This is a genomic window from Sphingomonas sp. JC676 (assembly GCF_014489075.1).
Taxonomy (GTDB): domain Bacteria; phylum Pseudomonadota; class Alphaproteobacteria; order Sphingomonadales; family Sphingomonadaceae; genus Sphingomonas.
The window spans coordinates 64,234-82,676 of sequence record NZ_JACTGR010000003.1 but is presented as its reverse complement, the minus strand read 5'-3'; the positions used below and the strand labels follow the sequence as shown (position 1 = coordinate 82,676).

General features: G+C 65.2%; 18 protein-coding genes. 13 read left to right on the top strand and 5 right to left on the bottom strand.

Features of this window, described 5'->3' with window-relative positions:
* The gene (locus IAG41_RS11025) at positions 1–1,314 is read left to right on the top strand and encodes an epoxide hydrolase family protein (RefSeq protein WP_222950655.1); all 1,314 of its coding nucleotides are present in this window, start codon (positions 1–3) and stop codon (positions 1,312–1,314) included.
* 64 nt (positions 1,315–1,378) lie between these two features.
* Here the strand turns inward: IAG41_RS11025 and IAG41_RS11020 are convergent, their stop codons facing one another.
* The gene (locus tag IAG41_RS11020) at positions 1,379–1,951 is read right to left on the bottom strand and encodes a TetR/AcrR family transcriptional regulator (RefSeq protein ID WP_262408617.1); all 573 of its coding nucleotides are present in this window, start codon (positions 1,949–1,951) and stop codon (positions 1,379–1,381) included.
* 150 nt (positions 1,952–2,101) lie between these two features.
* On the opposite strand from IAG41_RS11020, the gene IAG41_RS11015 reads away from it, so the two are divergent.
* Genes IAG41_RS11015 through IAG41_RS11000 form a run of 4 tightly spaced genes read left to right on the top strand, consistent with a single transcriptional unit; the run spans position 2,102 to position 8,223 of the window.
* Positions 2,102–3,235 carry a 3-oxoacyl-[acyl-carrier-protein] synthase III C-terminal domain-containing protein gene (locus tag IAG41_RS11015; protein WP_222950654.1) on the top strand — a complete coding sequence of 378 codons (1,134 nt, stop codon included), beginning with the start codon at positions 2,102–2,104 and terminating at the stop codon, positions 3,233–3,235.
* Positions 3,232–3,927, top strand: a complete 696-nt coding sequence (locus IAG41_RS11010) for an iron-containing redox enzyme family protein (protein ID WP_187728700.1) — start codon at positions 3,232–3,234, stop codon at positions 3,925–3,927. The genes IAG41_RS11015 and IAG41_RS11010 overlap by 4 nt, the downstream gene beginning before the upstream one ends.
* Positions 3,920–4,804, top strand: coding sequence for a DUF6999 family protein (locus IAG41_RS11005; RefSeq protein WP_187728699.1), 885 nt, complete (start codon positions 3,920–3,922; stop codon positions 4,802–4,804). Before IAG41_RS11010 ends, IAG41_RS11005 begins: the two co-directional genes overlap by 8 nt.
* 23 nt (positions 4,805–4,827) lie before the next feature.
* Entirely contained in the window at positions 4,828–8,223 is a 3,396-nt protein-coding gene (locus IAG41_RS11000) for an acyl-[ACP]--phospholipid O-acyltransferase (RefSeq protein ID WP_187728698.1), read from the top strand.
* A gap of 76 nt (positions 8,224–8,299) precedes the next feature.
* Here the strand turns inward: IAG41_RS11000 and IAG41_RS10995 are convergent, their stop codons facing one another.
* The 4 genes from IAG41_RS10995 to IAG41_RS10980 all read right to left on the bottom strand — a co-directional run bounded on the left by IAG41_RS10995 (position 8,300) and on the right by IAG41_RS10980 (position 11,191).
* Entirely contained in the window at positions 8,300–8,740 is a 441-nt protein-coding gene (locus tag IAG41_RS10995; RefSeq protein ID WP_187728697.1) for a hypothetical protein, read from the bottom strand.
* On the bottom strand, positions 8,737–9,633 hold the full coding sequence (locus IAG41_RS10990) for a DUF692 family multinuclear iron-containing protein (protein WP_187728696.1): 897 nt from the start codon (positions 9,631–9,633) through the stop codon (positions 8,737–8,739). The genes IAG41_RS10995 and IAG41_RS10990 overlap by 4 nt, the downstream gene beginning before the upstream one ends.
* A gap of 12 nt (positions 9,634–9,645) precedes the next feature.
* A complete protein-coding gene (locus IAG41_RS10985) occupies positions 9,646–9,894 on the bottom strand; it encodes a hypothetical protein (protein WP_187728695.1) in 249 nt (82 codons plus the stop codon).
* 298 nt (positions 9,895–10,192) lie between these two features.
* The gene (locus IAG41_RS10980; RefSeq protein WP_187728694.1) at positions 10,193–11,191 is read right to left on the bottom strand and encodes a LacI family DNA-binding transcriptional regulator; all 999 of its coding nucleotides are present in this window, start codon (positions 11,189–11,191) and stop codon (positions 10,193–10,195) included.
* A 128-nt stretch (positions 11,192–11,319) separates the two neighbouring features.
* On the opposite strand from IAG41_RS10980, the gene IAG41_RS10975 reads away from it, so the two are divergent.
* From IAG41_RS10975 to IAG41_RS10940, 8 genes are all read left to right on the top strand, one after another.
* A complete protein-coding gene (locus IAG41_RS10975; RefSeq protein WP_187728693.1) occupies positions 11,320–12,570 on the top strand; it encodes an MFS transporter in 1,251 nt (416 codons plus the stop codon).
* Positions 12,567–13,631 carry a sugar phosphate isomerase/epimerase family protein gene (locus IAG41_RS10970; RefSeq protein WP_187728692.1) on the top strand — a complete coding sequence of 355 codons (1,065 nt, stop codon included), beginning with the start codon at positions 12,567–12,569 and terminating at the stop codon, positions 13,629–13,631. The genes IAG41_RS10975 and IAG41_RS10970 overlap by 4 nt, the downstream gene beginning before the upstream one ends.
* A gap of 36 nt (positions 13,632–13,667) precedes the next feature.
* Positions 13,668–14,828 carry a Gfo/Idh/MocA family protein gene (locus tag IAG41_RS10965; RefSeq protein ID WP_222950653.1) on the top strand — a complete coding sequence of 387 codons (1,161 nt, stop codon included), beginning with the start codon at positions 13,668–13,670 and terminating at the stop codon, positions 14,826–14,828.
* 79 nt (positions 14,829–14,907) lie between these two features.
* Complete coding sequence (locus IAG41_RS10960) at positions 14,908–15,297, top strand: c-type cytochrome (protein ID WP_187728691.1); 390 nt, start codon at positions 14,908–14,910, stop codon at positions 15,295–15,297.
* A complete protein-coding gene (locus tag IAG41_RS10955) occupies positions 15,294–16,217 on the top strand; it encodes a hydroxypyruvate isomerase family protein (protein WP_187728690.1) in 924 nt (307 codons plus the stop codon). Before IAG41_RS10960 ends, IAG41_RS10955 begins: the two co-directional genes overlap by 4 nt.
* Entirely contained in the window at positions 16,214–17,035 is an 822-nt protein-coding gene (locus IAG41_RS10950; protein WP_262408616.1) for a DUF1080 domain-containing protein, read from the top strand. Before IAG41_RS10955 ends, IAG41_RS10950 begins: the two co-directional genes overlap by 4 nt.
* Positions 17,032–17,601 carry a gluconate 2-dehydrogenase subunit 3 family protein gene (locus IAG41_RS10945; RefSeq protein ID WP_187728689.1) on the top strand — a complete coding sequence of 190 codons (570 nt, stop codon included), beginning with the start codon at positions 17,032–17,034 and terminating at the stop codon, positions 17,599–17,601. The genes IAG41_RS10950 and IAG41_RS10945 overlap by 4 nt, the downstream gene beginning before the upstream one ends.
* Positions 17,598–18,443, top strand: coding sequence for a sugar phosphate isomerase/epimerase family protein (locus IAG41_RS10940; protein ID WP_187728688.1), 846 nt, complete (start codon positions 17,598–17,600; stop codon positions 18,441–18,443). Before IAG41_RS10945 ends, IAG41_RS10940 begins: the two co-directional genes overlap by 4 nt.

Genomic DNA, 18,443 nt, shown 5'->3' with positions numbered 1-18,443 from the left:
ATGAACAGCTTCATCAAGACACTCGCCATATTGGCGGCGGGCACCATCCTCACCCCGAATGCTTTCGCGCAGGCCGCGAGCCAGTCCCAGCCGGCACCGACCGCGATCGCGGCCAAGCAGGCCGAGGACATGTCGATCCGGCCGTTCCGGGTTCATGTTCCCCAGAAGGACCTGAACGAGCTCAGGCGCCGCATCCGCGAGACGCGCTGGCCCGACAAGGAAACCGTCGAGGACCAGTCGCAGGGCATCAAGCTCGCCAAGCTCAAGCCGCTCGTCGAGCATTGGGGCACGGGCTATGACTGGCGGAAGGCGGAGGCGAAGCTCAATGCCTATCCTCAATTCGTCACCCGGATCGACGGGGTCGACATCCACTTCATCCATGTCCGCTCGAAGAATCCCAACGCGCTGCCGGTGATCATCACGCATGGCTGGCCGGGTTCGGTGTTCGAGCAACTCAAGGTCATCGGTCCGCTGACCGACCCGGTGGCCCATGGCGGCCGTGCCGAGGATGCATTCGACGTCGTTATTCCGTCGCTGCCCGGCTATGGTTTTTCGGGCAAGCCAACCGATCTCGGCTGGAATCCGGACCGTATCGCCCGGACCTGGGCGGAGCTGATGCGGCGCCTTGGCTATACCCGCTATGTCGCGCAGGGCGGCGATTGGGGCTCGCCCGTCTCGAGTGCGATGGCGCGGCAGGCGCCGGCCGGCCTGCTTGGCATCCATATCAACCTGCCGGCGATCGTGCCGCCCGATGTCGCCACGGTACTCGCCGCCGGCGGGCCGGCCCCGGCTGGGCTATCCGAGCAGGAACGTGCGACGTTCGACGCGCTCAATGCCTCTGCCAAGAAGGGCAACCGCTCCTATTCGATCGTGATGGGTACGCGCCCGCAGACGATCGGCTATGGTCTGGCGGATTCGCCCACCGGGCTCGCGGCATGGATGCTCGGGCATCCGGGCTTCATGACCTGGACCTATGACGCCAGTGACCCGGAAAAATCACCGGACGAGGTGCTCGACGACATCACGCTCTACTGGCTGACCAACAGCGCGACCTCGTCAGCGCGGCTCTATTGGGAGGTCGGCCCGATAAGCCCCGCATTGTCCGGCCCGCAACGCACCAGCGAAATCTCGCTACCGGTCGCCATCACCGTTTTCCCGGGCGAAAGCTATCGCGCGCCCGAGAGCTGGGCCCGGCGTGCCTATCGCAACCTCGCTTATTTCCATGAGGTCGACAAAGGCGGTCATTTCGCCGCCTGGGAAGAGCCGGAACTGTTCGCCACGGAACTACGCGCGGCGTTCAAGTCGTTGCGCTGATCGACACGCGGGAGAGGGCGGGGGATCCGCCCTCTCTTCGTGTCGCCACGATCACGAAATGGCACTAGCGCGCACCGGCACGATTGTTCGCGGCCAGAGTTTCCCGGACTCGCGTGAGCGCCGCGCCGCGCGGATCTTCTTCTCCCAGCAGGAGAAAGGTGCCGTTCAATGCGAAGGCGCAATGCCCATGGACCGTCGCGACTAGCGACCGCGTCAGCGCTGCGATTGTGGCGCGGCCCATATGCGGAAGCGCCCGCGCAATCTCCTCTTCGACGATATTGGTAAGCCCTGCCCGCAATAGGCGATATTGCTCGGGAAGCTCGGTATTTGGCGGCAGGCGATGGTCGTAGATCGCCATCCACAGATTGGAATTGCCCTCGGCGAAATCAAAATAGCCCTGGACGAGCGCGGCGATGCGATCCTCGCCGGCCTGGGCAAGCTTGTCGTGCAGCGTCTGCGCCCACAGCACGAACGTCCGGCTGTTGAGCGCGGTCAGCAGCGCGTCATGGCTGCCGAACACATTGTAGATCGTGCCGATCGAATAGCCGATCCGCTTCGCCACCTCACGCGCGGAGAAGCCAGCATAACCGACTTCGGCGAGCAGCCGCTGGCCCTCGGCCAGGATGAGCTCCTGCAATTCGGCGCGCGTGTGGTCGGATCGGCGTCCCATGGAGGCCGGATAGGGGTTAAATTGAGCACTGTCTAATTATTTAATTGAACAGTGCTCAATTTCATGGCATTTCGCTGTCGTCCGGTGATTCGCCGGGCATCGAATGGAGTTGTCGTGATGCAGCCCGTTTATGTGACCGCCACCGCGCAGTGCCTTCCCGGCGCGCCCGTGGGCAATGAAGCGATGGTCGAGTATATCGGCCGCCTCTCTCCCGAAGCCGAGCGGCTCGGCCGGCTGACGCTGCGCCAGAACCGCATCCGCGGCCGCCATTATGCGATCCGCCCCGATGGCAGCAGCGACTGGACCGTCGCCAAGCTGGCGGGGCGGGCAGTGCGCGGTGTGCTCGCCCAGACCGATCCGCAGCGTGTCGGCTTCCTCGCCACCGCCACGACGCAGAACGACCTGCTCGTTCCCGGCCTAGCCAGCGGCGTCCATGCCGAGAGCGGGCTCCCGCCGATCGAGGTCGCGAGCCTGCAGAGCGTGTGCGCCAGCTCGATGATGGCGTTCAAGACGGCCGCGTTGCAGGTTGCCGCCGGCGAGCACCGCGCGGCGATCGTGGCCGGCGCCGAATTCTCGAGCCGCTATTTCCGCCCGGGCCACTATATAGGCACCGACACGATGCGCGCCGACGGCACGCTCCCCGGCGATGCCGAGTTCCTGCGCTGGACGCTAAGCGACGGCGCCGCGGCGCTGCTGATCGAGGACCGGCCTGCCGAGCGCGGCCTGTCGCTGCGGGTCGACTGGATCTCGCTGCGCTCCTTCGCCGATCGCTTCGCGCCGTGCATGACCGGCGGCGCGGTGCGCGGGGCCGATGGCGACCTCACCCCATGGAGCCTCACCGGAGGCGCCCCCGAGGCGGCCCGTGCCGGCGCCTTCCAGCTGCGCCAGGATATCGACGCGCTGTACCGGATGCTGCCGGTATGGATGGGCGAGTTCATGCGCCTGGTCGACGATGGGAAGATCGATCCCGATGCGGTCGACTGGTTCCTCTGCCATTTCTCGGCGCACAGCCTGCGCGAGGAGATGGTGAAGCTCGCCACGCGCGCGGGCTGCATGATCCCCGAGGAACGCTGGTTCACCAACATCTACGACAAGGGAAATGTCGGCGCCGCCGCGATCTTCCTGATGATCGACGATCTGATGTGCTCGGGCCGTCTGCGGCCGGGCCAGCGCATCCTCTGCGCCGTGCCGGAAAGCGGCCAGTGCATCATGGCCTATGCCGGCCTCACCGTTGTGGGAGACGAGAAATGAACGCTCTTGCCGTTGCCGAAGACAATGCCGCGCTGGTCGAGCGCACGCATCGCGGGCTCGCCATGGTCTGGATCGATTTCGAAAGCGCGCTGGTGCAGGTGCCGGTGATCGCGCGCCTGACCGCCGGCAAGCTGCGCCGCGAGGACTATCAGGCTTTGCTTCGCAACCTGCGGCAGCAGGTGGTGGAGGGCAGCCGCTGGATCAGCCGCGCCGCGTCGAACCTCGGCTCCGAGCATGAGGAATTGCGCTCGCTGTTCGTCCGCCATGCGGTCGCCGAGCATCGCGACTATCGTCTGCTCGAGCAGAATTACGTCGCCGCGGGCGGCGTGCTCGAGGACATAGTCTCGGCGCGCAAGAATATCGGGTCGGAGGCGCTCTCGGCCTTCATGTACCAGGCGGCGTCGAAACCGGATCCGCTCGGCATGCTCGGCGCGATGTTCATTATCGAGGGGCTGGGCGAGCGTCTCGCGCTCCCCTGGTCCCAGGCGATCCAGGCGCAGCTCGGGCTCGGCAAGGAGGCGGTAAGCTTCCTCGCTTATCACGGCGCCAACGACGGGGATCATCTGGATATGTTCGATAAGGCGCTGGCGCTCGCCGTGCGTGATGCGGCGACCGCCGAAGACATTGTCCGCCATGCACGGATCGTCGCGCGCCTCTATCGCCTCCAGCTCGAGGAGCTCGACCATGTCTAAGCCGGCTCTCGACCTCGCGCATTACGACCGCGCCGATCCCGATCCGGGCCTCGCGCTGATGCTCGACCGCTCGCTGCCCTTCGCGCCCGAGGCCAAGGCTGCGCTGATCCGTGACCAGGCCTCGCGCAGTCGCCAATTCCTGCTACCCGTCGTGCGGCCCTTCGCCCGCGCGATGATCGTGGTGGCGCAGCTCGTCCACACAATCAGCCCGCGCTGGCCGCATGCGCCGCGGCTGCTCCACCGGTCGATCGCGTTCGGCATGCGCCATTTCCTGACGCCCGACGCCAACCGGCTGATCCTGCGCCACTTCCATCTCGGCGGGCAGGTGCTGCGCTTCATCGCCGACAATGCCACGCCCGGCTTCCGCCCAGAGCTCGAGCCAATGCAGCCGCGCGAGATCCGGGACGTGGAGGACAATCTGTTCCTCAAGCACGACCTCAACATCTTCAATTTCCTGATCCAGCTGAATGCCGAATTGGAACGGCGCGGCACGTCGCTCGAGCGCGTCGAGGCGCTCGATTTCAGCGCGATCACCGCCGATCTGCCGATCGACCCGATGCCTGCCGGCCGCTTCAACCTGATCGACCTGCAGACCGCGATCGAAATCTACACGCCGGCCTATGCCCTGCTGCTCAGCGACCGCGACTTCTGGCGCGCGTCCAATTCGCTCCAGCTCGACGAGACGATCGGCCTCTACGCCGCACGCCTCACCGGCGAGGAGAAGCATCTCGCAATGATCAACAACCGCCACCCGCTCGTGCCGTTCTCGACGCTGCGGGCCGGATTCCGGCTGATGCTGCACGGTCTGTCAACCGAAGTGCTCCATGGCTTTCTGTGCGAACTCAAGGCTCGCCAGCAAGTCACCGCCGCCGCATAACAGTTCCAGGGGGAAGCAGAACCATGTCCGCACCCGATTTCTCGCTGCTCGCCAAGCGGCGCTTCGGTCCGTTGTTCGTCGTCCAGTTTCTCGGCGCGTTCAACGACAATGTCCTTAAGTTCGCGATGCTGTTCCTCGCCAACTTCACGATCCTCAGCAAAGCGCCGGATCAGGCGGCGATGCTGTCGACAGTCTCGACCGGCATCTTCATCCTTCCTTATTTCCTGTTCTCGGCGCTCGCCGGCGAGCTTGCCGACGCGTGGGACAAGGCGAAGCTGGTACGCGCGGTAAAGGCCGCCGAGATCGGCATCATGGCGCTCGGCCTCGCCGGGTTGTGGTTCCAGTCGATCCCGCTGCTGCTGATCGCGCTGTTCCTGATGGGCTGCCATTCGACGATCTTCGGACCGGTCAAATATTCGATCATGCCGCAGCATCTCCATGCCGGCGAAGTGATGGGCGGCACCGGCCTGATCGAGGCGGGGACGTTCCTCGCAGTGCTCGGCGGGCAGCTGCTCGGCAGCAACGTGCCGCCATGGGAAGCGGGGCTGATCGCGACCGGGCTCGCAATGGCCGGGTTCGGCGCCAGCCTGCTGGTCCCATCGGCCCCGCCGGTGGGGACGCCGGCCCGAATCACGCCGAACCCGTGGAAATCGACGATGGAGGTGCTCAAGGTCGCGCATCAGGGCCGGGGCACCTGGCTGTCGATCCTCGGCATCAGCTGGTTCTTCGCGGTCGGCGCCATCATCCTCACCCAATTCCTGCCGCTCGTGAAGGACGAACTGGGCGGACGCGAGGAAGTCGTCACGCTGTTTCTCGTCATCTTCTCGGTCGCGATCGCGCTGGGCTCGATGATCGTGAATCGGTTGCTCAAGGGCGAAGTGTCGGCGCGCTACGTGCCACTTTCCGCCTTGTTCATGGCCGGCTTCATGATCGACCTCTGGTTTGGCGCCTCGCGCTACACCATTACCGTGCCGGGCGCCTCGATCGCCGAGTTCGTATGGACACCAGGCAGCTGGCGAATCCTCGGCGACCTCGCCGGCATGGCCTTCGCCGGCGGCATGTTCATCGTGCCGCTCTACGCGATCCTCCAGACCGCCGGCGCGCCCGAGGATCGCTCGCGGGTCATCGCCGCCAACAACATCGTCAATGCCGCGGTGATGGTCGGTGTAGTCGCGGTCGCGACCGGTCTGCTCGCGGCGGGCGTCTCGATCCCGGGCATCGTCGGCACGATGGGCTTCGCCACGCTGGCGGTCGCATTGATCTCGTGCTGGCTGCTGCCCGACACGGTGATCAAGTCGAGCATCCGCACGATTCTGAAGCTGCTCTACCGGATCGAGCTGCACGGCGCCGAGAACATGCCCAAACCCGGCGAGCGCGCGGTGGTGGTGGTCAACCATGTCTCCTGGCTCGACGGCCTGCTGCTCGCGGTGTTCCTCCCCGGCAAGCCCGTGTTCGCGGTGCACACCGCGGTCACCAAGCGCTGGTGGATCCGGCCCGCGCTCAAGCTGTTCCGCGCCTTTCCGGTCGATCCGACCAATCCGATGTCAACCAAGGCGATGGTCCGCGCGGTGAAGGAGGGCAACACGCTGGTGATCTTCCCCGAGGGGCGTATCACCGTCACCGGCGCGCTGATGAAGATCTTCGACGGCCCCGGCATGGTCGCCGACAAGGCCGACGCGCCGATCATCCCGGTGCGCATCGACGGCGCGCAGTTCACGCCGTTCTCGTATCTGCGCGGCAAGGTTCGGCTGCGGACCTTTCCGCAGATCAGCCTGACGATCCTGCCGCCGCGCCACTTCGTCATCGAAGGTGCGATGACCGCGCGTGCCCGCCGCGCGATCGCCGGCCGCCGTCTTTATGACGAGATGAGCACGATGATCTTCGCCACCTCGGATATCGACCGCACTTTGTTCCAGGCGCTGCTCGATGCCAAGGACGTGCATGGCGGCAAGGCGCTGGTGGTCGAGGACATCAAGCGCGAGCCTCTGGGCTACAAGAAGCTGATCACCGGCAGCATCGCTCTGGGCCGCGCGTTCGAGCGTCGCACCGCGCAGGGTGAGGCTGTCGGGCTGCTGCTCCCCAACATCACCGGCACCGTGGCGAGCTTCTTCGCGCTGCAGGCGATCGGGCGCGTGCCGGCGATGCTCAACTACACGGCCGGCCTCGCCAATCTGAAGGCGGCGTGCCTTGCCGCGGAAGTGCGCACGATTGTGACTGCGCGCGCTTTCATCGAGCAGGCCAAGCTGGAGCCGGTGATCGAGGGGCTCGAAGCGGACGGTCGCAAGATCCTGTATCTCGAGGATATCTCGCGCGAGATCGGCACCGGCGCCAAGCTGCGCGCGCTGTTCGCGACGCGCTTCGCCGGCCGGCTCCACCGCCGCCGCCGCGTCTCGCCCAACGACGCGGCGGTGATTCTGTTCACCAGCGGATCGGAAGGGCTGCCCAAGGGCGTGGTGCTCACGCACCGCAACCTGCTTGCCAATTGCGCGCAGCTGTCGGCGCGGATCGACTTCAATTCGTCGGACCTCGTGCTCAACGCGCTGCCGGTGTTCCACAGCTTCGGGCTGACCGGTGGAACGCTGTTGCCGATCCTCAACGGGATCCGGACGTTGCTCTATCCCAATCCGCTCCACTACCGGATCGTGCCGGCGCTCTCGTACGACGCCAATGCGACGATCCTGTTCGGCACTGACACTTTCCTCGCCGGCTATGCGCGCATGGCGCACAGCTACGACTTCTACGCGCTGCGCTACATCTTCGCCGGTGCCGAGCGTGTGCGCGACGAGACGCGCAAGGTGTGGAGCGAGAAGTTCGGGTTGCGCATCCTAGAAGGCTATGGCGCGACCGAGGCGGGGCCGGTGATCGCGGTCAACACGCCGATGCACTTCCGCGCCGGCACGGTCGGCCGGCTGCTTCCAGGGATCGAAGCGAAGGTGGAGCCCGTGCCCGGCATCGCGGAGGGCGGGAAGCTCTCGATCCGCGGGCCGAACATCATGGCGGGCTATATGAAGACCGATCAGCCCGGCATTCTCCAGCCACCCGTCGAAGGCTGGCACGACAGCGGCGACATCGTCACGATCGACGAGATGGGCTTCGTCACCATCCGCGGTCGCGCCAAGCGCTTCGCCAAGATCGGCGGCGAGATGGTATCGCTTCCGGCGGTCGAAGGCTATGCCGCTTCCGTGTGGCCCGACGCCGACCATGCGGTCGTCACCCGCGCGGATCCTCGCAAGGGCGAACAGTTGGTGCTGTTCACCACCCGCCCGGAAGCGAAGGCGGGCGATCTGCAGGCTTGGGGGCGGCAGAACGGCATCGCCGAGCTTGCCATTCCGCGCGACATCCGCGTGCTCGATGCGCTGCCGGTGTTGGGGACGGGCAAGCTCGATTATGTCGAACTAGGGCGTCTCGCGAGCGGGTGAGCATGCAAGCCGGATGGCTGCCAGAGGACCATTTGCGGCGCGATTCTGCTTTGGTCGTGTCGCAAATTGCGGCTTGTCAGTTCTCCGCGCCTGCCAGCCGCGTCTCTTCGACAGCCAGTTCGCGCCGGGCGAGCATGATGATTTCGTCGGTCGGTTCGGGCAGTGCCGGGGGGCGCGTCTCCAGCCAGGCGATGAATCGTGCCGTCTCGCGCGTGAAACGGACGTCGTGGACCGGGTGCTCTTCCCAATAAGCGTCGAGCAGGGTGCGCAAGACCGGGCGGAGCAGGCCGAGCGTCAGCGGTATTATGGTGTTGAGCGCGGTGATCCGGGTCGCGCGATATAGCGTGCAGTTCGCGTCCATGCCGCGCTGCCATACGGCGCGCGCCAGGCGGCCATGTTCGCGCGCATCGAGGTCATAGGACGCGAGCGCCGCGACGGGATCGGCGCGCACCGCAAGGCACAGCTTGGGCGAGCCGGCAAGATCGGCATAGGCGCGCTGGAACGCCGCCATGCTCATGCGTGCGTCTTCCACGAGCGGCGGGCGCGTGTGACGACGTCTGCGACGCCATCGAAGCCGATTAGGGGCAGATAGCTGTCGTGAAATTCGAAGGTGATACCGCGCAGATTTGGCGCCCGCCCGACAAGGTCGTCGAGCAGATCCCATACCGGCTCGGGTGGCGCGCCTGAGTGGCTGTCGGCATACATGCCGCCGAGTTCCGAGCCGTTGGCGATGTGAACCTCCACCACCATGGCAAGATCAATCTCGTCCAGAAACCGATGCCCTGAAAAGCCGTAGTTGACCGCATTGCAGTAGAGATTGTGCAAGTCGAGCAACAGTCCGCCGCCGCTGTCGGCACAGAAGCGGTTCAGGAACTCGGCCTCGGCCATGTCCGAGTCGTCGAAGGTCACATAATAGGGGCTGTTCTCGAGCAGGAAGGGCGCCTGTGTCCGTTCGATCACGTAACGGGCCCGTTCGACGGCCAGATCGAGGACATCGCGGTCGAACGGTGCAGTCAGGGCCAGGCCCGCCGCCGACGCGCCCTGGCCTTCGGCGATCGCTACGAAAGCCAGATGTTCGCTCAGCCAATGCGCATGCCAGCGATCGGCCCAGGCGGCCATCTGGGCGACATAAGCGGGGTCGGTGGGAATCGCGCTGGCGATCGACAGGCCGATATGATGCGAAACCATTGGCAGCCCGGATTCATCCAGCATGGCCACCCAGCTTGGGATGTCGGTGAACCGCCGTCCCGCTCCGCCGGTATCCGAACCATGATCGATCCAGAACATGTCCGGCGTGACCGCGAGATAATCAACCGCGCCGGGCGTGCCTATGAATGGCGCGATCGCAAGATTGGCCATGATGCCCACACCGAGACGCGGGGCATCATGGCCGGGATCGGCGTGCGTCATCTTATCGCTGCGTTAGTGGCCTTGGCCCAGCCTCACGTTGATGACCGGATCGAATTGCTCGCGGATGTCGAACGGGTGGCCGGAAATGCAATTCTGGCAGCCGCGAGGCAGCTTGGCCAGCGCCGAAAAGTCAATTGTTGAAAGAGCCTTTAGGGCATCCACCAACTTGGTGCCATGCGGCACGGAGAACTGAATTGCTCCAGTTACTTTGTTGATACCTATAGAGGCGTGTTGAACCTTGGCGGCTGTTTCCTTCTCCATTGCATTTCTCCCAGCAAAGACTCGGATCGCACCAAGGAAGTATCTACTTCACTAATATGGGAGTCAACTTGCACGGACAAAGATGACTACTCCCACAAAGCTGATCGATGTTTGGCCTAAACTGTTCAATTTTTAGCCTAAACCGCTCGATTTTGAGCTTGGACTCCGCTCGTGCGAGGAGGCAAGGCGAAGACGAACAGGTCCAAAGGGGAGCCGGCCAGAGCGGAGTGCATCAACCCAAGCTTCTGGTGGCCGCTCGTCAATTTAGAACAAGGACCGGTCCCGCCTCCAACCGATCCTACCCGATCTTCCTCGTGCTGCGTCGGACGACAAGTTCGTGCGGCAGGGTGATTTGATTCACCAGGTTATCGGTGCCGCTCAATATGCCGACGAGCAAGTCCACTGCATGGTGCCCGATCAGCCCCTTGGGCTGGGCGATGGTAGTCAGTCCGGGCTGGAAGAAGCGCGCCAAAGGCAGGTCGTCGAAGCCGATAACCGAGATGTCGTCCGGACAGGTGAGCCCCGCCTGGCGGATGGCGCTGATCGCGCCCATGGCCATTTCGTCACTGAAGCAGAACAGTCCGGTCACGCCCCGCGAAATGAGGTCGCCCATCAGGTCGAAGGCGGATTGTGCAGAATAGTCGCCGATCCGCACTTGAAGCCGATCGCCCAGGCCATGGCATTCGGCGGCTTGCATTGCCCCGGTCAGGCGGTCGCGGCTGATCGGACTGACGGGCGGCCCCGTGATGACCCCGATGTCGCGATGCCCGAGGCCGATAAGGTGCTCTACGGCATCGCGGCCGGCTGCCGCATTGTCGATATGCACGCTCGGCACGCCGATATCCGGGCTGTATTCGCAGCCGTTGACGACCGGCGCGCGCGCGCCCTGCTTCGACACGAGCGGGCGCAGATTGTCCGGGAGGCGATGCCCAAGGAAAATCAGTCCGTCGACCTCGCGGCCGGACAGCATGTCTGCATATTGATCCTCGATCAGCGGATCGTGCCGCGTATCCCCGACGACAACCGCATAGCCGGCGTCGCGCGCCGCCTCTTCGGCGCCGCGGATCACGCTGGCGAAAAAGGGATTGGAGATGTCGGGAACGGTGACGAGGATCTTGGCCGCGCGCAATGTACGCAGTGTCCGGGCGGCGACGTTCGGCTTGTATCCCAGCGAATCGACGACATCGAGCACGCGCCGGCGCGTTTCTTCCGCGACCCGATTCGGATGGCTCAGGACACGCGAAACCGTGGCCGTGGAGACGCCCGCCATTGCGGCGACCTGGATGATCGTCGGCATCGCCGCTTCATGCAGCCTGTTCCGCCCGCTTGTCGACAGCAAAGCAATGTAATCCTTTACATCGCCATTTGTCCGACATAGGCTTGGTCCACAAGGCAGGGAAACTGCGTCAGCGGGAGAGGGGTCGCATGGCCACTTTGGGCAACGAAGCGGTGGGAATAGCGCGCCCGGCAACGGCGGCGCTCACGGCGCGATTGAGCGCACTCATGTTCATGCAGTTCTTCGTCTGGGGCGCGTGGAATGTAACGCTCGGACTGGTCATGCAGACCGTCGGGATCGGCAGCCTTATCGGCAACGCATTCTCGGTCGGGCCGATCGCGTCGATCGCCGGATCCTTTCTGCTCGGCATGGCCGCGACTCGATATCTGAGCCCGCGCGCGCTGATGGTGATCCTCCATTTGGTCGGCGGCGCGATCCTGCTGGCGCTTCCAGCGCTCGTGACCCCGGCGACCGGGGGAACCTTCGTCTGGGTGCTGCTCGGCTATATGATCCTCTACATGCCGACCGTCGGCCTCGCGAACACGATCGCGCTTAAGAGCTTCGGCGAGCGCACGGACCGCTTCCCGTTCGTGCGGGCGTTCGGCACGCTCGGCTGGATCGTCGCGGGGCTGATCATCGGCTGGGCGGGGCTGTCGGCGAGCCCCGAGATATTCCGCGTCGCCGCAATCGTCTCGATCGCGCTCGGCCTTTACAGCCTGACCCTGCCGAAGGTGGCGGCTGACGCGCCGAGCGGCGAAGGGCTGGTGCGGCAGGTGCTGTGCGTCGAGGCGTTCGGGCTGCTCCGCCAGCGCTCGTTCCTGATCTTCATGGGCTGCGCGACTTTGATCTCGATCCCGCTGGCGATGTATTACGCCTATGCCTCGCCCTATGTCGGCGCGACGGGCATCAAGAATGTCGGCGGCACGATGGCGATCGGGCAGATGTCCGAGCTGGTCTTCATGTTCTCGATGCCTTGGCTGTACCGCCGGTTCGGCGTGAAGCCGCTGCTGCTGGTGGGCATGATCGCCTGGGCGCTGCGCTATGCCCTGTTCGCCATCGGCGACGGCGGCGGATCGCTATGGGCGGTCTATCTCGGCGTGGCGCTGCACGGTGTCTGCTACGACTTCTTCTTCGTCGCGGGTGCGATCTACACTGGCACGATCGCGTCGCCCAAGGGCGTCAATGCGCAGGCGCAGGGCATGCTGACCCTGTTCACCTATGGCGTCGGCATGCTGCTCGGCTCACAGATCGGCGCGCTGCTCTACGCCCAGCTGCCCGAGGCACCGACCATCGCCGATTGGCAGCATATGTGGTGGTATCCGGCGATCGCGGCCGCGGTCATCGCCATCCTGTTCCAGCTTTTCTTCCGCGATGACAGCAGGGCGGAGCGCGCCGCATGAGCGAGATGAAGGGACCGGCGATCTTCCTCGCCCAGTTCATGGGCGAAGCGGCGCCGTACGATACGCTCGACAACCTCGCGCGATGGGCGGGGGATCTCGGCTATGTCGGCGTGCAGATCCCGTGTGACGCGCGCCTGATCGACTTGGGGCTGGCTGCGGAAAGCAAGACCTATTGCGATGATCTGCGAGGGCTGCTCGGCGAGTTCGGCGTGGAGCCGACCGAGCTGTCGACCCATCTCCAGGGCCAGCTGGTTGCCGTGCATCCGGCCTATGACCAGCTTTTCGACGGGTTTGCGCCGCCGGAGCTGCACGGCAAGCCGGCGGAGCGCCAAGCTTGGGCGGTGGAGCAGGTCAAGCTCGCCGCCAAGGCGAGCGCCAATCTGGGGCTCAGCGCCCACGCGACCTTCTCCGGCGCGCTGGCCTGGCCCTATGTCTATCCCTGGCCGCAACGGCCGGCGGGGCTGGTCGAGGAAGCGTTCGCCGAACTCGCGCGGCGATGGACACCGATTCTGGACGTGTTCGAAGAAGCGGGCGTCGACTGCGCCTTCGAGATTCATCCCGGCGAGGATATTCACGACGGTGCGACCTGGGAGCGATTCCTCGAGGCGGTCGGCAACCACCCGCGGGCGCGTATCCTGTTCGATCCGTCGCACTATGTGTTGCAGCAGCTCGACTATCTCGACTTCATCGACCGCTATCACGACCGGATCTCCTGCTTCCACGTCAAGGACGCCGAGTTCAATCCGACCGGGCGGTCGGGCGTCTATGGCGGCTATGAGAGCTGGGTGAACCGCGCCGGGCGGTTCCGTTCGCTGGGCGATGGCCAGGTCGATTTCGTCGGCATCTTCAGCAAGATGGCGCAATATGGCTATTCAGGCTGGGCCGTGCTCGAATGGGAGTGCGCGCTGAAGCGATCCGAGGATGGGGCACGCGAAGGTGCTCCCTTCATCCGCCATCATATGATTCGCCTGACGGATCACCCCTTTGACGACTTCGCATCGAGCGGCGTCGATCGGAACGCCATCCGCTCGATCCTCGGAATCGCATCGTCACAGAATTGAACGCCTGCCCAGAGTATCGGGCACTTCGGAGGTAGAATGGGACAGCCTCTTCGGCTTGGCATGGTTGGTGGCGGGGAAGGGGCCTTTATCGGCGCCGTCCATCGGATGGCCGCCGCGCTGGACGGCGACTGGGCGATGACCGCCGGCGCGTTCAGCACCGATGCCGGGCGGAATGCGCGGACGGGCGAGCAACTCGGTCTCGATCCGCGGCGCGTCTATGCGTCGTTCGAGGAACTGATCGCCCGGGAGCGCGGGCTACCCGCCGGCGAGCGGATCGATGCCATCGCCATCGTCACACCGAACCATCTGCACGCGCCGGTGGCGATCGCCGCGCTCGATGCCGGCTTCCACGTCCTTTGCGAAAAACCGATGGCGATGTCCGTCGCGGAAGCCGAGACGATCGCGGGTTCGGCGGAGGCGAGCGGAAAGCGGTTCGCGCTAGCCTTCACCTATTGCGGCTATCCGCTCGTCGAGGAGGCGCGCCTCCGGGTAGCGCGCGGCGATTTCGGGGCGATCCGGCTGGTGCAGGTGGAGTATCTCCAGGGCTGGCTCAGTCGCCCGATCGATGCCGGCGGCAATAAGCAGGCCGAATGGCGCACCGATCCCGCCCGCGCTGGCCTGGGCGGATGCCTTGGCGATATCGGGACCCATGCATTCCAGCTGGCCGAGCATGTTTCTGGATTGCGGACCGATGCGATCTGCGCGGACCTCACGACGCATGTACCGCGCCGGCGCCTGGACGACGATGTGAGCGCGCTGCTCCGCTTCGATGGCGGCGCCCGGGGTGTGCTGAAGACGACGCAGGTCGCGGCCGGCGAGGAGAACGGGCTGAAGCTGCGGATCCATGGCGAGCTCGGCGGGCTGGAATGGGCGCAGATGGAGCCGAACACGCTCGCGCTGCGCTGGCTCGATCGTCCGACGGAAATCGTGCGGGCGGGCGGACCGGGTCTCGACGAACGGACCCTGGCGCTGATTCGGACACCGGCGGGGCATCCGGAGGGGTATATCGAGGCATTTGCGAACCTCTACCGCGCGTTTGCGCAGGCCATTCGCGGTGATCGTACGTCGGAAGACCGTTCTGGCGCGTCGCGCTGGTTCCCCGGTCTCGCCGACGGGCTTCGCACGATGCGGTTTGTCGAAACGGCCGTCGCCAATGCGGCGTCGGACCAGAAATGGACGCGCATCGATGGAGGATGATCGGCGCGGGGCGCATGCTGCCGGGCATCGGTGAGGCCGCGGTTTCGAGATAAGTACAAAGCGTGTTGGGAGAGTTGGAATGAAGCTTTTCTTGGGTCTGGCGACGGGCGCCGCGGCGGTGGCTGGGCTGTGCGTAGCGCTCACGCCTGGTCATGCGCGGCCCGCGCCCGATGCCCAGCCATCGGTCTTTGCCGCCTGCCGCGCTTGTCATACCGTCGAAAAAGGCGGCAAGAACGGGCTGGGTCCCAATCTGTACGGGGTCGTGGGGCGGCCCGCCGCATCGGCGCCGGGCTTCAACTATTCGCCGGCGCTCAAGGGCTCCAAGCTGGTCTGGGACGAGGCGACGCTGAGCGAGTTTCTGGCCAATCCCGGCAAGAAGGTTCCGGGCTCGCGGATGCCGATCAGTACGCCCGATCCGGCCAAGCGCGCGGCGATCATCGCCTATCTGAGGGGCGGGAGCGCGAAGTGACATCGGTCACGCGCAGGACGTTGCTTGCTGGAGGCGCCGCCGTGGCGGCGGCAGCGACGGCCCGCGCCCAGGGCCAGAGCTCGAACGCCGCGCATTTCTCGCTCGCTTATGCGCCGCACGAAGGCAGCTTCGCCAGCCGGGGTGGCCTGATCGAGCAGATCGCGTTCGCCGCCGACCAGGGCTTCACCGCCTGGGAGGACAATGAGGCGCGAAGCCGCCCGGTGGCGGAACAGGAGCGGATGGCGAGAGCGCTGACGCAACGCGGGATGAAGATGGGCGTGTTCGTGGCCAGCATGCCGAAATGGGTGCAGTCGCGGCCGCTGCTCGGGGCCAACGACGATGCCGAGCGCGAGGCGTTCCTTGCCGATATCCGCACCTCGATCGACGTCGCCAAGCGGCTGGGCGCGACGCACATGACCGTGGTCACCGGGTTTCTGGACCCGAAGCTGCCCGTCGATATCCAGACCGCGCGCATCATCGACGTGATGCGCCGCGCGGGGGACATCATGGCGCCGCATGGCGTGGCGATGGTGATGGAGCCGCTGAACACGCGCAGCAACCATCCGGGCGTGTACATGCAGACGATTGCGCAGGGCTTTGCCGTGGCACGCGGCGTGAACAGCCCTGCCGTGAAGATCCTGGCGGACCTCTATCACGAGCAGATCCAGTCCGGGAACCTGATCCCGACGCTGGAAACCTGCTGGAGCGAGATCGGCTATCTCCAGTTCGGCGAGAATCCTGGCCGCAACGAGCCCGGAACCGGCGAAATCAACTATGCCGCGATCGTCCGATGGCTCCGCGCGCAGCACTATGCCGGCGTGATCGGCATGGAGCATGGCAATTCCATACAGGGCCGCGCGGGCGAGGACCGCCTGATCGCCGCCTATCGCGAAATCGATCGACAAGGAGTGGAAGTATGACGCGTGTGCGCATGGTTGGGTGCGTTGCTGCCAGCTTGATCGCGATGACGGGTGGACCTGCGTTTGCGCAGGACAAACCGGGCTTCAAGGACACGCCGATGCTGCCGGGCGGCAAGTGGCTCGTCCATGATTCGGATCGGCCGGCGCCGACGGTGACGACGCCTGCCGCCGCGCCGGGTGGCGCGCCTTCCGATGCCGTGGTGCTGTCGAGCGACGCCTGGAAGGCGGAGGGCGCACCCTGGCAGGTCGAGGGCGGCGTGATGACGGTTCCGGCCCGGGCGCAGGGCGGCACCGAGAGCAATCTCGTTTCGCGGCAGAGCTTCGGCGATGTCCAGCTCCATCTCGAGTTCCGCTCGCCCACGCCGCCGTCGGGGACATCGCAGGACCGGGGAAACAGCGGTGTCTGGTTCATGCAGCGCTACGAGGTGCAGGTCCTCGATGGCTATCAGAACCCGACCTATGCGGACGGCACGGTGGGCGCTGTCTATGGCTGGAAGCCGCCGTTGGTGAACGCCGCGCGCAAGCCTGGCGAGTGGCAGAGCTACGATATCGTCTTCGAGCGACCGCGTTTTGCGGCGGACGGGAAATTGCTGCGGCCGGCCTATGTCACCGTCTTTCTGAACGGCGTCGTCGTGCAGAACCATCAGGCGCTGCTCGGCGCCACGATCTACCGCAAGGTCGCCAGCTACCAGGCGCACGGTGATGCGGCGCCGCTGCAGCTGCAGGATCACGGTTCGGCGGTTTCGTATCGCAACATCTGGGTCCGTCCGTTGCCCGAGGCGGCCATCGCGCAGGATCTTCCGGGAGCAGGAAAATGATCAATCGCAGAACCGCGCTTGCCGGCGTGGTCGGCATGTTCGGCGCATCGGTCTTCGCGCCGATCGCCCGCGCCGCCGGTGCTGCCAAGGCGTCGAACGTGCCGGTGATCAGCGAGGGCCCGCCGAGCGTGGCGGTATTCACCCCCGCCCAGCGTGCGCTGATGGCCGCGCTCAGCGAACGCGTCATTCCAACGACCGACACGCCGGGCGCGATCGCGGCGGGGGTGCCCGCCTTTATCGAGAAGCTGCTGGCCGACTGGGCGCGGCCGGAAGACCGATTGCCGATCCTGGCCGGGCTCGACGCAATCGAGGCGCGGAGCCTTGTGGACTACAAGGTCTCGGGCGCGCAGGCGACCGCGGCGCAGCAGGATGCGCTCCTCACGCTCGCGATGAACGGCCAATTGCCGTCCGCCGGTTTCTTCTTCGAGGCTTTCCGGCAGCTCGTCATCACCGGTTACTACACCTCCGAAATCGGGATGACGCAGGAGCGCGAATATCTGCCGGTTCCCGGCGAGTATAACGGCGAATTCCCCTATTCTCAGGTCAACAAGGTCTATTCCTCATGATCATCAATCGCAGAAACATGCTCGCAGGCGCGGCCGGCGCAGCCGCTTTCGCCGTCCTTGATTTTCCGATCACACCGGCCTTTGCGGCCCAGATCAAAGCGATCGGCCTGCAGCTCTACACCGTTCGCGACATCTTCGAGAAGGATCCTGTCGGCACGCTCGAGAAGGTCGCACGTATCGGGTATCGCGAGGTCGAGTTCGGCGGCGGAGGCTATGACAGCATGGACGCCGCCATGCTGCGCAAGACGCTCGATCGGCTGGGCCTCAAGGCGCCGTCGGTCCATATCGGCTATGACGCGCTGCTCCAGAATTTCGACAAGAGCCTGAGCATGGCGAAGACGCTCGGCGCCGACACGGTAGTCCTGCCGTATATGGCGCAGGAGCATCGCACCGAGCAGGCATGGCAGGCCGCGCTTCCGAACTTCAACCGCTTTGCAGCGGACTTCAAAAAGGCCGGACTGGGCTTCGCCTATCATAATCACGACTTCGAGTTCACCACCAAGCCGGGCGGTACCAGCCTTTACGATCGGTTCGTGAAGGAGACCGATCCTTCGCTCGTGAAGGTGGAGCTCGACCTTTACTGGGCGGCACATGCCGGGGAAAGCCTGGCACCGCTGATCGATCGGCTTGCGGGGCGGATCTATGCCTATCACGTCAAGGATATGCGGGCCGATGGCAGCATGGCCGCAGTGGGCGCCGGGACGATCGATTTCGCCGCGCTTTTCAAGCTGAAGAGCAGCGCCGGCGTGCGCCATTTCTACGTGGAGAACGATCAGGCGCCCGCGCCCTACATTCCCGACATCACCACGAGTTTCGAGACGCTTCACACCCTGCGTTTCTGA

Excerpts from the sequence above, each read along its gene's own strand:
- IAG41_RS11025 (WP_222950655.1), top strand. The coding sequence starts at position 1 with ATGAACAGCTTCATCAAGACACTCGCCATATTGGCGGCGGGCACCATC.
- IAG41_RS11015 (WP_222950654.1), top strand. The coding sequence starts at position 2,102 with ATGCAGCCCGTTTATGTGACCGCCACCGCGCAGTGCCTTCCCGGCGCG.
- IAG41_RS11010 (WP_187728700.1), top strand. The coding sequence starts at position 3,232 with ATGAACGCTCTTGCCGTTGCCGAAGACAATGCCGCGCTGGTCGAGCGC.
- IAG41_RS11005 (WP_187728699.1), top strand. The coding sequence starts at position 3,920 with ATGTCTAAGCCGGCTCTCGACCTCGCGCATTACGACCGCGCCGATCCC.
- IAG41_RS11000 (WP_187728698.1), top strand. The coding sequence starts at position 4,828 with ATGTCCGCACCCGATTTCTCGCTGCTCGCCAAGCGGCGCTTCGGTCCG.
- IAG41_RS10995 (WP_187728697.1), bottom strand. The coding sequence starts at position 8,740 with ATGAGCATGGCGGCGTTCCAGCGCGCCTATGCCGATCTTGCCGGCTCG.
- IAG41_RS10990 (WP_187728696.1), bottom strand. The coding sequence starts at position 9,633 with ATGACGCACGCCGATCCCGGCCATGATGCCCCGCGTCTCGGTGTGGGC.
- IAG41_RS10985 (WP_187728695.1), bottom strand. The coding sequence starts at position 9,894 with ATGGAGAAGGAAACAGCCGCCAAGGTTCAACACGCCTCTATAGGTATC.
- IAG41_RS10980 (WP_187728694.1), bottom strand. The coding sequence starts at position 11,191 with ATGCCGACGATCATCCAGGTCGCCGCAATGGCGGGCGTCTCCACGGCC.
- IAG41_RS10975 (WP_187728693.1), top strand. The coding sequence starts at position 11,320 with ATGGCCACTTTGGGCAACGAAGCGGTGGGAATAGCGCGCCCGGCAACG.
- IAG41_RS10970 (WP_187728692.1), top strand. The coding sequence starts at position 12,567 with ATGAGCGAGATGAAGGGACCGGCGATCTTCCTCGCCCAGTTCATGGGC.
- IAG41_RS10965 (WP_222950653.1), top strand. The coding sequence starts at position 13,668 with ATGGGACAGCCTCTTCGGCTTGGCATGGTTGGTGGCGGGGAAGGGGCC.
- IAG41_RS10960 (WP_187728691.1), top strand. The coding sequence starts at position 14,908 with ATGAAGCTTTTCTTGGGTCTGGCGACGGGCGCCGCGGCGGTGGCTGGG.
- IAG41_RS10950 (WP_262408616.1), top strand. The coding sequence starts at position 16,214 with ATGACGCGTGTGCGCATGGTTGGGTGCGTTGCTGCCAGCTTGATCGCG.
- IAG41_RS10945 (WP_187728689.1), top strand. The coding sequence starts at position 17,032 with ATGATCAATCGCAGAACCGCGCTTGCCGGCGTGGTCGGCATGTTCGGC.
- IAG41_RS10940 (WP_187728688.1), top strand. The coding sequence starts at position 17,598 with ATGATCATCAATCGCAGAAACATGCTCGCAGGCGCGGCCGGCGCAGCC.